Origin of the sequence: Spirillospora sp. CA-294931 (genome assembly GCF_050946795.1) — a bacterium.
Taxonomy (GTDB): domain Bacteria; phylum Actinomycetota; class Actinomycetes; order Streptosporangiales; family Streptosporangiaceae; genus Spirillospora.
Window position 1 is genome coordinate 3,419,468 of sequence record NZ_CP192006.1, and the last position, 12,643, is coordinate 3,432,110.

The 12,643-nt window shown below is 72.3% G+C and carries 11 protein-coding genes; 9 read left to right on the forward strand and 2 right to left on the reverse strand.

Translation table 11 applies throughout. The features are described from left to right. Positions 1-53: 53 nt before the first annotated feature. Together ACQPY4_RS15300 and ACQPY4_RS15305 are read right to left on the reverse strand one after the other, a co-directional pair. Positions 54-1,592 carry a glycerol-3-phosphate dehydrogenase/oxidase gene (locus ACQPY4_RS15300; protein WP_433336753.1) on the reverse strand — a complete coding sequence of 513 codons (1,539 nt, stop codon included), beginning with the start codon at positions 1,590-1,592 and terminating at the stop codon, positions 54-56. Between the two features lie 133 nt (positions 1,593-1,725). Continuing rightward, a complete protein-coding gene (locus tag ACQPY4_RS15305; protein WP_433336755.1) occupies positions 1,726-2,322 on the reverse strand; it encodes a TetR/AcrR family transcriptional regulator in 597 nt (198 codons plus the stop codon). A gap of 71 nt (positions 2,323-2,393) precedes the next feature. Here ACQPY4_RS15305 and ACQPY4_RS15310 point away from each other — a divergent pair, with 71 nt between their 5' ends. The 9 genes from ACQPY4_RS15310 (at position 2,394) to ACQPY4_RS15350 (ending at position 12,298) form a co-directional block, all read left to right on the forward strand. Further along, positions 2,394-3,980 carry an FAD-binding oxidoreductase gene (locus ACQPY4_RS15310; protein ID WP_433338924.1) on the forward strand — a complete coding sequence of 529 codons (1,587 nt, stop codon included), beginning with the start codon at positions 2,394-2,396 and terminating at the stop codon, positions 3,978-3,980. Between the two features lie 2 nt (positions 3,981-3,982). Next, entirely contained in the window at positions 3,983-4,864 is an 882-nt protein-coding gene (locus ACQPY4_RS15315) for a diacylglycerol/lipid kinase family protein (protein WP_433336757.1), read from the forward strand. A gap of 311 nt (positions 4,865-5,175) precedes the next feature. Continuing rightward, positions 5,176-5,574 (forward strand): YccF domain-containing protein, encoded by a 399-nt coding sequence (locus tag ACQPY4_RS15320; RefSeq protein WP_433336759.1) that lies wholly within the window; start codon positions 5,176-5,178, stop codon positions 5,572-5,574. Between the two features lie 199 nt (positions 5,575-5,773). Continuing rightward, positions 5,774-6,154, forward strand: a complete 381-nt coding sequence (locus ACQPY4_RS15325) for a DUF485 domain-containing protein (RefSeq protein ID WP_433336761.1) — start codon at positions 5,774-5,776, stop codon at positions 6,152-6,154. After that, the gene (locus ACQPY4_RS15330) at positions 6,151-7,809 is read left to right on the forward strand and encodes a solute symporter family protein (RefSeq protein WP_433336763.1); all 1,659 of its coding nucleotides are present in this window, start codon (positions 6,151-6,153) and stop codon (positions 7,807-7,809) included. The genes ACQPY4_RS15325 and ACQPY4_RS15330 overlap by 4 nt, the downstream gene beginning before the upstream one ends. A 62-nt stretch (positions 7,810-7,871) precedes the next feature. Beyond that, positions 7,872-9,431, forward strand: coding sequence for a metallophosphoesterase family protein (locus ACQPY4_RS15335; protein WP_433336765.1), 1,560 nt, complete (start codon positions 7,872-7,874; stop codon positions 9,429-9,431). A gap of 160 nt (positions 9,432-9,591) precedes the next feature. Continuing rightward, the gene (locus ACQPY4_RS15340; RefSeq protein ID WP_433336767.1) at positions 9,592-10,116 is read left to right on the forward strand and encodes a DUF4234 domain-containing protein; all 525 of its coding nucleotides are present in this window, start codon (positions 9,592-9,594) and stop codon (positions 10,114-10,116) included. A gap of 114 nt (positions 10,117-10,230) precedes the next feature. Beyond that, on the forward strand, positions 10,231-11,877 hold the full coding sequence (locus ACQPY4_RS15345; RefSeq protein WP_433336769.1) for a bifunctional 3'-5' exonuclease/DNA polymerase: 1,647 nt from the start codon (positions 10,231-10,233) through the stop codon (positions 11,875-11,877). 19 nt (positions 11,878-11,896) lie between these two features. After that, complete coding sequence (locus ACQPY4_RS15350) at positions 11,897-12,298, forward strand: VOC family protein (protein WP_433336771.1); 402 nt, start codon at positions 11,897-11,899, stop codon at positions 12,296-12,298. Positions 12,299-12,643: the final 345 nt, after the last annotated feature.

Genomic DNA, 12,643 nt, shown 5'->3' on the forward strand with positions numbered 1-12,643 from the left:
ATCCTCCCCGTCCGGGTCAAGTGACACTCCTCATACCCCAGATTGATCTTGGGTCACGCGTGTGCGGGGGACGGGAAGCAGGCCAGCGCGGCGGGCAGCGCCGCCTCGCGATCCCGCCCCACCAGGCCGATCCGGGTGCGGCGGTCCAGCAGGTCGGCGGCGTCCAGGGCCCCTTCGTGCCGCACCGCCCACGCCAGCTCGGCGCCCACGACGGGCAGCCCCGGCACCACCGGTTCCAGCAGCGAGGCGTCGTCGCGCGCCAGGGCGGCCACCAGCGGCGCCTCGGTCCCGTACCGCTGGACGAGGCGGCGCGGCGCGTCCAGGGCCTCCAGGCGGGCCGCGGGGGCCGCGCCGACCAGGGGGAGCCGCGCGGTGCGGCTCGGGCCCGCGTCCAGGCGCCCGGCGGTCACCAGCGCGTCGACGGCGTCCTGCGCCATGCGCCGGTAGGTGGTCAGCTTGCCGCCCACGATCGTCACGATCCCGTCACCCGAAGTCAGGACGGTGTGGCGCCGGGAGATGTCGGCGGTCTCGCCCCCGCCGGTGTCGAGCAGGGGGCGCAGCCCGGCGAACGCGCCGGCGACCTCGTCCCGCCGGACGGGCAGGTCGAGCGCCGAGTCGAGGATGTCGAGCAGGAAGCCGATCTCGCCCTCGGTGGGTTCGGGCACGTCCGGGATCGGGCCGTCGGCGGGCTCGTCGGTCAGCCCTACGTAGACGCGGCCGTCGCCCTGGGGGATCACCAGGATGTACCGGGCCGACGCACCCGGGACGGGCACGTGCATCCCGGCGGTGAGCCCGCGCAGGCTCTCGGCTCGCAGCACCAGGTGCGTCCCCCGGGAGGGACGCAGGTTCACGCCTTCGACCAGGCCGCCCGCCCACACCCCGGCCGCGTTGACGACCGCGCGGGCGCGCACGGTGTGCTCGGCCCCCGTCAGCTCGTCGCGGACCAGGGCGCCGTCGCCCCCGACAGAAAGCGCCCGGCAACGGGTGATGATCTTCGCGCCGTGGGCGGCGGCGGTGCGGGCGAGCGCGGTGACCAGGCGCGCGTCGTCGGCGAGCTGGCCGTCCCACGACAGCAGCCCGCCGCGCAGGCCGTAGGGGCGCAGGGCGGGGGCCATCCGGGCCGTCTCGACCGCCGACAGGCGGCGGGGCCCGGGGAGGATCGAGCGCGGGGTGCGCGCCGCCGCCCGCAGGGCGTCCCCGGCGTGCAGGCCCGACCGGATGATCGCGGCCTGGGCGCGCGAGACCATCGGGGTCAGCGGCAGGACGAACGGGAGCGCGCGCACCAGATGCGGGGCCGTGCGGCACATCAGGACGCCGCGCTCGACCGCGCTCTCGTAGGCCACGTCCACCTGCCCTGAGGCGAGGTAGCGCAGGCCCCCGTGGATCAGCTTGGAGCTCCAGCGGGAGGTTCCGAACGCCAGGTCGTGGGCGTCGATCGCCGTTACCGAGAGCCCCCGGGAGGCGGCGTCGAGCGCGACCCCGGCGCCGGTCGCGCCGAGACCGACGACAAGGACGTCCACGACCTCGCCGGACAACCCGGCCAGCTCCCGGGTGCGCCGGGCGGCGTTGAGTGATGATCGGACGGGGGTCACGGCGCGCCGGTCCTCTCCGGAAGGCGGGGAAGCTCGTTTGTGGGTGTGGCGGGGTCGGGTGCCGGGGGGTTCGGGGCCTTGCCGGGCGGCTTTCGGGGTGCCGGGTCAGGGGTCAGTGGCGATCGGGTGGGGGTCATGGCGCGAGGGTCCTTTCCAGGATGCGGCGCAGCTCGGCGTCGAACGCGGCGGACGACAGCTCCGGGTCGGACGCGTCGGTCATGGTCGCGGCGGACAGCGTGAACGCCTGGACGACCAGCAGCAGCGCGCGCGCCTGCCGGACGGGGTGGTCGGCGCGGATCGTGCCGTCGGCGTGACCGGCCCGCAGCGCCTCCTCGAAGAACTCCAGGATCGCCTCCTGGCTGGCGCCGCGCCGTTCGAGCACATAGGGCAGCAGCAATTCGGGGTCGACGTCGAGGATCTTGCGCATCAGGGCGTGCTCGCGGAACGCCCGCGCCCCCGCGACCAGCCCGTCCACCAGCCGCGCGCGGACGGGACGCCCGTCCATCGCCGGGTGGGCCGCGGCGGCGGTCGCGATCCACTCGCGGGTCATCAGGTCGCCGACCAGCGAGCGCACGTCCGGCCAGCGGCGGTAGATCGTCATCCGTGACACGCCCGCGCGCCGCGCGACGTCGGTCAGGGTCGTCCGGCGGACGCCGACGGCCAGCACGCAGTCGCGCGCGGCGTCGAGCACGGTGTCCTCGGCGGTCTTGTTGTGACGAATCGACGTCATGTGTCACAGTGTATACACAGGAGCTTGACCAGCACAGAGAAGCACCAGGAGGCGCGGTGGAGACTCCGGACATGCTGTGGAGCGGGTGGGGCGACCCCGCCAAGGCAGCCCCGTTGCCCGAGGGCGCCGCCGGGCTGCTGCGCGATCTGCTCGGCGTCCGGACGTCCGACGCCGCGCCCGCCGAGCTGAGCGAGATCGCGGTGCCCGCTCCCCGCCTCGGCGCCGAGGCGCTGGCCGCGCTCGCGGAGGCGGCGGGCGGCACCGCGCACGTGCGGACCGGCGCCGAGGCGCGGATCCGGCACACCCGCGGCAAGTCGACCCCCGACCTGCTGCGCGTCCGCGCCGGGGAGGTCTCCGACGCGCCGGACGCCGTCGTCCTGCCCGGCTCGCACGGCGAGGTCGCCGCGGTGCTCGCGGCCTGCGCGGCGCGGCGGATCGCGGTCGTCCCGTTCGGCGGCGGCACCTCGGTCGTCGGCGGGCTGCGCCCCGAGGGCGCCGCCGCCTTCACCGGCGTGGTCGCCCTCGACCTGCGCCGTCTCGACGCGCTGGTGTCGGTCGACCCCGTCTCGCGGACGGCCGTCCTCCAGCCCGGGCTCCGGGGGCCCCGGGCGGAGGCGCTGCTCAACGAGCACGGCTTCACGCTCGGGCACTTCCCGCAGTCGTACGAGTGGGCGACGGTCGGCGGGTTCGCCGCCGCGCGCTCCAGCGGCCAGGCCTCGGCCGGGTACGGCCGGTTCGACGACATGGTCGTCGGCCTGACCGTCGCCACGCCCGAGGGGGACCTCGACCTCGGCCGCGCCCCCAGGTCGGCGGCCGGGCCCGATCTGCGCCACCTCGTACTCGGCTCCGAGGGGGCCTTCGGTGTGATCACCTCGGTGACCGTGCGGGTCCGTCCCGTGCCGCCGTCGTCGGCGTACGAGGGCTGGCGGTTCCCCGATTTCGAGCGGGGCGTCGCCGCCATGCGGCGCCTGGCCCAGGACGGCCCGCTGCCGGTCGTCCTGCGGCTCTCAGACGAGACTGAGACCATGGTCGGCCTGGCCGACCCGGGGGCCGTCGGCGGTGACCTGCCGAGCGACCCCGGGTGCCTGATGGTGCTGGGCTTCGAGGGCGAGATCGACCCGAGGGCGCGGGCCGTCCTGCGGGACGCGGGCGGCGAGCCGCTGGGGGCCGAGCCGGGGGAGAAGTGGGAGCACGGCCGGTTCAACGCCCCCTACCTGCGCGACGCGCTCCTGGACGCCGGTGCCTTCGCCGAGACGCTGGAGACCGCGACGTTCTGGTCCGGCGTCCCCGACCTCTACCGGGCCGTGAAGAACGCGCTCATCGAGACGCTGGCAGGGTCGGGCACCCCGCCGCTGGTCATGTGCCATGTGTCGCACGTCTACGCGGCGGGTGCCTCGCTCTACTTCACCGTGGTCTCGGCCCAGGGAGAGGACGCCCTCGCCCATTGGGAGAAGGCCAAGCACGCCGCCAACGACGCGATCATCGCGGCGGGCGGGACGATCAGCCATCATCACGGTGTGGGCACCGACCACCGCGACTGGTACGCCCGGGAGATCGGGCCGCTGGGCGCCGGGGTGCTCCGGGCGGTCAAGGACCGCCTCGACCCGTCCGGAATCCTCAACCCGGGCGTCCTTGTTCCGCCCGTCCCCCAGGAGTGACCGTGGCGCGAACGTTCACCGCCGTCGTCAACCCCGCCGCGGGCGGGTCGGCCTCGGCCGCCACCCTCATCCCCCTCGCCAGGACGCTGCGCGAGGCGGGCGCCGAGGTCGTCGTCGAGTACAGCCGCGGCTTGGAGCACGCCCGCGCCCTGGCGCGAGCCGCCGCCGACGCGGGGCACGTGGTGCTCGGGGTCGGGGGCGACGGCATGGTCGGCTGCGTCGGGGGCGCGCTGGCGGGCACCGAGGCCGTGTTCGGCATCGTCCCGGCCGGGCGCGGCAACGACTTCGCGCGGCAGCTCGGCATCCCGCGCGAGACCGGCGAACTGGCCCGCCTGCTGCTGGAGGGCGAGGCGCGGGCCGTCGACGCGATCGACGCCAACGGCCTGACCGTGCTCGGCAGCGTCTACGCGGGCGTGGACGCCGTCGCCAACGACAACGCCAACAAGACGCGCCTGCTGCGCGGCTCGGCCGCCTACTACGTCGGAGCGCTGCGCGCCGTCGCCGCCTGGCGCCCCGCCGCCTACCGGGTGACGGTCGACGGCGAGGAGCACCGCTTCGCGGGGTACACGGTGATCGCCGCGAACTCCGGCTGGTACGGATTCGGACGCCATGTCGCCCCCGACGCCCGGGTGGACGACGGCCTGCTCGACGTCGTCGTCATCAAGCACGGGCCCAAGACCCGGTTCTTCCAGGTGATGCGCGAGCTTTCGGACGGGAGCCATGTCGGCCGTCCCGAGGTCGAGGTGCTGCGGGGACGGGAGGTCCGCATCGAGCTTGAGACCCCGGGCCGGACGCTTCCGTATGGGGCCGACGGCGAGCTTCCGGGCGTCCTCCCGGTCACCGCGACGGTCCGGCCGGGTGCACTCAGAGTGATCGTTCCCTGACGCAAATCTTGGGGTGGGCGTTTGGGGCGGTTTACGCTTGCATTACGGGCGTCCGGATACTGTTCCATTAGTCCCGTTTAGGGGCTTTCGGGTCGCCGGTGGCGGGGATCATGAGAGGCGCGCGCATTCGCTCGCCGTTCTGGGGGGACTCATGATCACCACTGGCGCCCTGAACGTGGTGGCGCCGGCGTCGGCGGGGGCGATGCCGGCGCCCGTTCATTCGCGCCCCCGACAGCGGCGTTACAGCCGCCGCGGCCCGCCGGGCCCTTGCCTCCCGGCCGCGAAGGGTGGTAGCGCCTAGGGTGGTGCGGGTGCGCACCGTGCTGAACGTCATCTGGCTCGTCCTGGCGGGTTTCTGGCTCGCGATCGGCTACCTGGTGGCCGGGGTCATCTGCTGCGTCCTGATCATCACGATCCCCTTCGGGATCGCCTCCTTCCGGATCGCCGTCTTCGCGCTGTGGCCCTTCGGGAACACGGTGGTGCGGCGCGACGACGCCGGGGCCGCCTCGGCGGTCGGCAACGTCATCTGGCTCGTCGTCGCCGGTTGGTGGCTGGCGCTCGGCCACCTGTTCACCGGCGCGGTGCTCTGCGTCACGATCATCGGCATCCCGTTCGGGATCGCCAACTTCAAACTCATCCCCGTCTCGCTGCTGCCCCTCGGCCGGGAGATCGTCCCCGTCGACGACAAGCGCGTCTTCGGCGTCCAGTAGGCCCTCGCGGCGCGCCCGCCGCACCGTCCCAGGTCTCGGGTGTGCATCGGCCGTGCATGGAACTCCCCTTTGGGCCCTCCCGCATCTACCATCCCAACCAAGTTCTTGGTCGGATGGCCGCAAGCGGCCAGTGCAGCGTCCCGTCGCCACGGCGTGAAGCCGGGACACTGCCCGCAGTGATCTTCTGGTGGAGGTGATCGTGACAACCGAGTCCCCAGGGCCCGCGCCCGGCGACGGGCTGGACAGCGCGGCCTATACGCACATGAGCGAGTCGCCGGAGTTCCAGCGGCTCAAGGCGGCCTTCCGCCGCTTCGTCTTCCCGATGACGGTGGCCTTTCTCGCCTGGTACCTGCTCTACGTGGTGCTCTCGGCCTATGCCCGCGACTTCATGGGCACCAAGGTGGTCGGCGAGATCAACGTCGCGCTGGTGTTCGGGCTCCTCCAGTTCGCCTCCACATTCCTGATCGCCTGGGCCTACGAGCGATACGCGCGGCGCACGCTGGAGCCCCTCGCGGCCCAGGTCATCGACACCGCGGTGACGCCCGGCACGGGCGGCGAAACCGGGGAGGCGGGCAAGTGAACACGGTCCTGGCGTCCCCCGTTCTGGCGGCGTCCGACGAGAACGAGCACCGGGCGATCTCGCTGGTGCTGTTCGCCGTCTTCGTCGCCGTCACGCTCTACATCACGATCCGCGCGAGCAAGCAGAACAAGACCGCCGCCGACTACTACGCCGGCGGACGCGGCTTCTCCCCGCTGCAGAACGGCCTGGCCATCGGCGGCGACTACATGTCGGCGGCCTCCTTCCTCGGCATCGCGGGCATGTTCGCGCTGTCCGGCTACGACGGGTTCCTGTACTCCATCGGGTTCCTGGTCGCGTGGCTGGTCGCGCTGCTGCTGGTCGCCGAGCTGCTGCGCAACTCCGGCCGGTTCACCATGGCCGACGTCCTGGCGTTCCGGATGCGGCAGCGGCCGGTGCGGGCCGCGGCGGGCATCTCCACGATCGTGGTGTCGATCTTCTACCTGCTCGCCCAGATGGTCGGCGCGGGCGCGCTGGTCTCGCTGCTGCTCGGCGCCGAGGGCGAAGCCGCCAAGATCTGGACGATCGTCGTGGTCGGCGCGCTGATGATCTTCTATGTGACCGTCGGCGGCATGAAGGGCACGACCTGGGTCCAGATCGTCAAGGCCGTCCTGCTCATGAGCGGCGCCCTGGTGATGACGGTCTGGGTGCTGTCCAAGTACAGCTTCAACCTGTCGACGCTGCTCGGCGCCGCCGCCGACGCCAGCGGCAAGGGCGACGCGTTCCTCCAGCCGGGCCTGAAGTACGGCGCCACCGACATCTGGTCCAAGCTCGACCTGCTGTCGCTGGGCCTGGCCCTGGTGCTGGGCACCGCGGGCCTGCCGCACATCCTGATCCGCTTCTACACGGTGCCCAACTCCCGGGCGGCCCGCACCTCGGTCAACTGGGCCATCGGCATCATCGGCGCGTTCTACCTGATGACCCTGGTCATCGGGTTCGGCGCGGCGGCGCTGGTCGGCGGCAAGGCGATCGCGGCGCAGGACAAGGGCGGCAACACCGCCGCACCGATGCTGGCCGAGGAACTCGGCGGCGGCGCGGGCTCGACCGGAGGCGCGATCTTCCTCGCGGTGATCGCGGCGGTGGCGTTCGCGACGATCCTGGCGGTGGTCGCGGGGCTCACGCTGGCCTCGTCGTCCTCCTTCGCGCACGACATCTTCGCCAACGTCATCCGGCGCGGGAAGGCCAGCGAGCGCGACGAGGTGAAGATGGCGCGCCTGTCGGCCATCGGCATCGGCGCGATCGCGATCGTCCTGTCGATCTTCGCCCGCGGGCTGAACGTGGCGTTCCTGGTGGCGCTGGCGTTCGCGGTCGCGGCCTCGGCGAACCTGCCCACGCTGCTGTTCTCGCTGTTCTGGAAGCGGTTCAACACCATGGGCGCCGTGGCGGGCATCTACGGCGGCCTCGTCTCCGCCGTGGCCATGGTGCTGGTCAGCCCGGTCTGCTGGGGCGGCAAGTCCGACACCATCCCCAAGGGGAACCCGGACGCGCTGTTCAGCGAGACCATCGTGGCGCCGGTGGCGCTGCAGAACCCCGGGCTGGTGTCGATCCCGCTCGGCTTCCTGTGCGCCTATCTCGGCACCGTCCTGTCCAAGGATCGGGACGGCGCGAAATTCGCCGAACTGGAGGTCAGGGCGCTCACCGGAAAGGGCGCGCACTAGCGGCTTGACGCAAGGATCGCCTCCGGTGAAGGGTTGACGCAAAAACCCCCCGGAGGTGATCCTTGCGCGCTGAGGACGCGGTCGCGCCCGAGCAGCAGGACAACTCGCGCAAGTCGGAGGCCGGAGCGGGCTGGGAGTGCGCCAAGCCCGGAACCTTCCCCGACCTGATGCCCTCGCGCGTCCCCAGCTTCTCCTGGCGCCGCCCCACGGTCCTGTGGAGCTCGCGCAACGATGTCATCGCCCGGCTCTTCGGGGACCCGTCCAACGGGATCCGCCGCCGGTGCGTCGCGGCTCTCGCCGATCGGGGCACCCGCGCGGCGTTCACCATCCCGCTCCAGCGCGAGGCGTTCTCGTTCCTGCTGATGGGCGACACCGGCGAGGGCGACCAGTCGCAGTACGCGGTGGTGCCGCCCGCGATGCGGGTGGGCGAGGACACCGACTTCATGGTCGTGGCCAGCGACGTCGTCTACCCCACGGGGACCGCCGAAGACTACGAGGCCAAGTTCTTCCGTCCCTACAAGGACTACGCCGGGCCCATCTACGCCGTCCCGGGCAACCACGACTGGTACGACGGGCTCCGCGGCTTCCTGCGCGTCTTCTGCGACCTCGACATGGACTGCGCGCCCGACCCGTGGCGCGGCCCGCTCGCCTTCATCCCCCGATTGCTGTGGCGCGGTTCGGGTGAGGTGGACGAGAAGGCCCTGGCCGAGGCGCGGGCCAAGTACCGGGGCGCCCCCGGGCAGCGCGCCACGCAACCCGGGCCGTACTGGACGATCGACACCCCGGTCCTGCGCATCGTCGGCATCGACACCGGCATCACCGGCGGCATCGACCGCGACCAGGGCGCGTGGCTGCGCGAGATGTCGGCGGGTCCCAAGCCCAAGCTGCTGGTCACCGGCAAGCCCCTGTACGTCGACGACCACCACCGGCCCGGGGCGATCGAGGGCGGCGGGACGGTCGACGAGATCGTCAAGGACCCGGCGCACAACTACGTGGCCGCGATCGGCGGCGACATCCACAACTACCAGCGCTATCCCGTCAAAGTGGGCGACCGCACGATCCAGTACCTGGTCTCGGGCGGAGGCGGCGCGTTCATGCACGCCACCCACACCATCCCCAAGTCCCATGTGGTGGACGAGGACGACTTCCGCTGCTACCCCCTGCGCGGCGACTCCCTCTCCCGCTACAGCAAGCTCTACGGCCAGGTCTTCCGGCTGCCCAAGCTCTTCGAGCTGACCCCCGAAGAGGCGACGGTCGCGATCCGCCACCGCCTGAACATCAAGACCGGCCGCAAGTACGGGGCCAAGGGGGAGACCGCACCGGACGACGGCACGCCGCGCGTCCCGTCTCGCCGCGCGCGCTTCGTGGCGTCCCTGCTGGGCGTCCCGCGCGAGAAGCAACGCAGCACCCGCTACTCGCGCCTGCCCGTCCGCAAGGTGACCCAGCGGTTCCGCTCGGAGATGGCCGACTGGGACCGCCCCCCGTTCTTCAAGAACTTCCTCCGGCTCGACGTGAGCGAGTCCGAGCTGCGCATCCGGTGCTACGCCGCCACGGGCTGCGGTGACCACGAACTCCGACCGCCGTGTGAGGACGAGGTCAGAATCCCGCTCCGCCACGCATGAAAATAGGTCCAAATCTGAAAAAGTCGCAGGATAGGCCGATGTTCTTCGGTATGTCGTACGACAGGAACCTCAGACTCCCGTAGGGTCGGGGCTCACCACGGATGACCGAAGCAGCCGGACGGTCGGCCGAAACATGACCGCGTCCACAGGAGTCAAAAGCATGAGCTACCCCCAGCAGGGCCAGGGCCAGCCCTACCAGCAGCCCCAGCAACAACAGCAGCAGCAGTACCAGGGCGGCTACGCCCCGGCCCACAAGCAGCAGCAGCCACAGCAGGTCGCGGCCGCCGCCGGCTACAACATGAAGCGCCGCAACCCCATCGGCGTGTGGCTCGGCCTGCCGATCATCACGCTCGGCATCTACGGGCTCGTCTGGTTCTTCAAGGTCCACAACGAGCTCTACTCCTACGACCGCCGCACCGGCGACGCCGCGACCAACGCGCTCCTGTCGCTGATCTTCGGCTTCATCACCCTCGGCATCTGGCCGCTGGTCATGTACATCAAGCTGGCCGGCCGCATCGCCCAGGCCCAGCGCGCCGCCGGCCTGCCCGCCACCTGCAGCGGCGGCCTCGGCTTCTTCCTGGGCATCATCGGCTTCGGCACGCTCTACTACCAGCTCCAGCTGAACAAGGTCGTCGACCGCTACGGCGACACCCCCGCCGGCCAGCAGGTCTCCCTGGTCGCGTAACAAAGCAGCACCACCGGAACCCCTTCGCCTTCCCTGACGCGGAGGGGTTCCGCCGTCCCTGAACGGGACCGGCCGTGCCGGGCGCGGATTGTCGGTGGCGAGCGCCACAATGCGATGGTGCGAGTCGCGGTGTCCGAGGGAGCCGGTGGCGGGGGCGTGGTGCGGCCCCTCGCCGAAGACGGCACGCCCTCCGGTCCCGCCGTCGAGGTGGACGATCTGGTGGCGGAGATCGGTGAGCGCGAGCGCGACGGCGCGCCTCGGTGGGTCTGGCCGTCCACCGCGCGGCTGGCACCCCGATTGCTGGCGGCGGGCGTCCGGGTGGCCCGTTGCCACGACCTCGAACTGGTCGAGAGCCTGCTGCTCGGCCATGCCGGCCGGTACGGCGAGCCCCGGTCGGTGGCCGCCGCGTGGGCGCGGCTGCGGGGCGAACCCGTGCCGGACGACCCTCTCCCCGGCGCGACGGTCTCGGCGCAGGCGTCGCTGTTCGGCGACGAGGCGCCGGTGGGCGATGACATCGAGCGGGTCGTGGCCGTCCACGCCGAGCAGCAGCGCGGCATCGCCAAGCTCCACGGGTTCGCCCTGCTCACCGCGGCCGAGTCGGCGGGTGCGCTCGTCGCGGCCGAGATGACGCACGCCGGGCTGCCCTGGTCGGCCGAGCGGCATGACGCGCTGCTCACCGAGATGCTGGGGCCGCGTCCCTCGGGCGGGCTGCGGCCGCGACGGCTCCAGGAACTGGCCGACCGCATCAGCGACGCGTTCGGCGGGCGCGGGCACGTCAACCCCGACTCGCCCGCCCAGATCCAGAAGGCGTTCGCGAGCGCGGGGCTGCCGGTCAACTCCACCCGTGCCCACGTGCTCAAGTCCGTCGACCATCCCGCCGTCCCGGTACTGCTGGAGTACAAGGAACTGTCCCGCCTGCACACCGCGCACGGCTGGTCCTGGCTCGACACCTGGGTCGCGGACGGACGGTTCAGGCCCGAGTACGTCGTCGGCGGCGTGGTGTCGGGACGCTGGGCGACCAACGGGGGCGGCGCCCTCCAGATCCCGCGCGTCCTCCGCAAGGCCGTCGTCGCCGACCCCGGGTGGACGCTGGTGGTCGCCGACGCCGCCCAGCTCGAACCCCGCGTGCTCGCCGCGCTGGCCGGAGACCGCGCGTTCGCCGAGGCCGCCGCGCACGGCGACCTCTACAGCGCGCTCGCGGGAGCGTTCGGCGACCGCGACGACGCACGCGAGAAGGCCAAGATCGCGTTGCTGTCCGCGATGTACGGCGGGGGCACGGGCGAGGCCGTCCAGTTGCTGTCGGTGCTGCGAACCCGGTTCCCCGACGCGTTCGAGTACGTCGAGTCCGCGGCCCGGGCGGGGGAGCGCGGCCACCTGGTCAGATCTCTGCTCGGACGCACGTGCCCGCCGCCCTCCGCGGGCTGGCGCGAGCTGACCATCGCGGGCGAGGAGACCGCCGCCCAGGCCCTGCGCAGCCGGGGCCGATTCACGCGCAACTTCGTCGTCCAGGCCACCGCGGCCGACTGGGCGCTGGTCCTGCTGGCCTCGCTCCGCCGCCGCCTCGCCGCGATGGGCCCGCCCGAGCTGGTGTTCTTCCAGCACGACGAGGTGGTCGTGCACGCGCCGTGCGAGCAGGCCGACGAGGTCGTCGCCGCCGTGCACGACGCCGCGCGCGAGGCGGCGCGGCTCCTTTTCGGGGCAACCCGCGTCCTGTTCCCTATGGAGACCGCCGTCGTCGACACCTACGCCGACGCCAAATGACCCGGAAAGGATGACCGTCATGGACTTCAAGCTCGAAGTGGTGCCCATGCCCGTGGCCGACCTCGACCGCGCCAAGCACTTCTACGCCGACCAGGTCGGCTTCGCCGTCGACCTCGACCACCGGGTGGACGACAAGACGCGCCTCATCCAGCTCACCCCGCCCGGCTCCGGCTGCTCGATCTTCCTCGGCTCCGGAACGGACGCCGAACCGGGCAGCATCAAGCGCCTCCAGCTGGTCGTCGACGACGTCGAAGCCGCCCGCGAACTGCTGGCCGGCCGGGGCGTCGACATCAGCACCATCCAGCACCTGGAAGACGGCGTCTGGCTGGAGGGCAAGGGCGGCCGCTGGAACTCCTTCGCCTTCTTCAAGGACCCCGACGGCAACACCTGGACCCTCCAGGAGCGCCCCACGGAAGGCTGACCCCCCGTCCAGTCCAGCCTCTCCGCCCCCGGATCACACCACCCAAGCCCGCACCGCCTCGCACAGTGCAAGCCCCTGGGGCCCTGCCTCGTGCGGGTCTCTGCGCTCCAGGTGGTTCCGTGTCCCGCGCGCGTTCCTGCTCCATGCGGCCCGGTCCCACGCTGGCCCACGCCGTGCGCGTCCCTGCTCCATGGTGGGCGGTCCTGCGCCACGTTCGTCCTGGCGTGCGTGTTCCCGCTCCGTGCTGGGTCCCTGCCCGGGGCGTGTTTCGTTCCATGCGCGCCCTGCCGACGCAAGTCCCATGCCCCGCGCGCGTTCCCGCTCTATGCGGGCCCTGACTGCGCA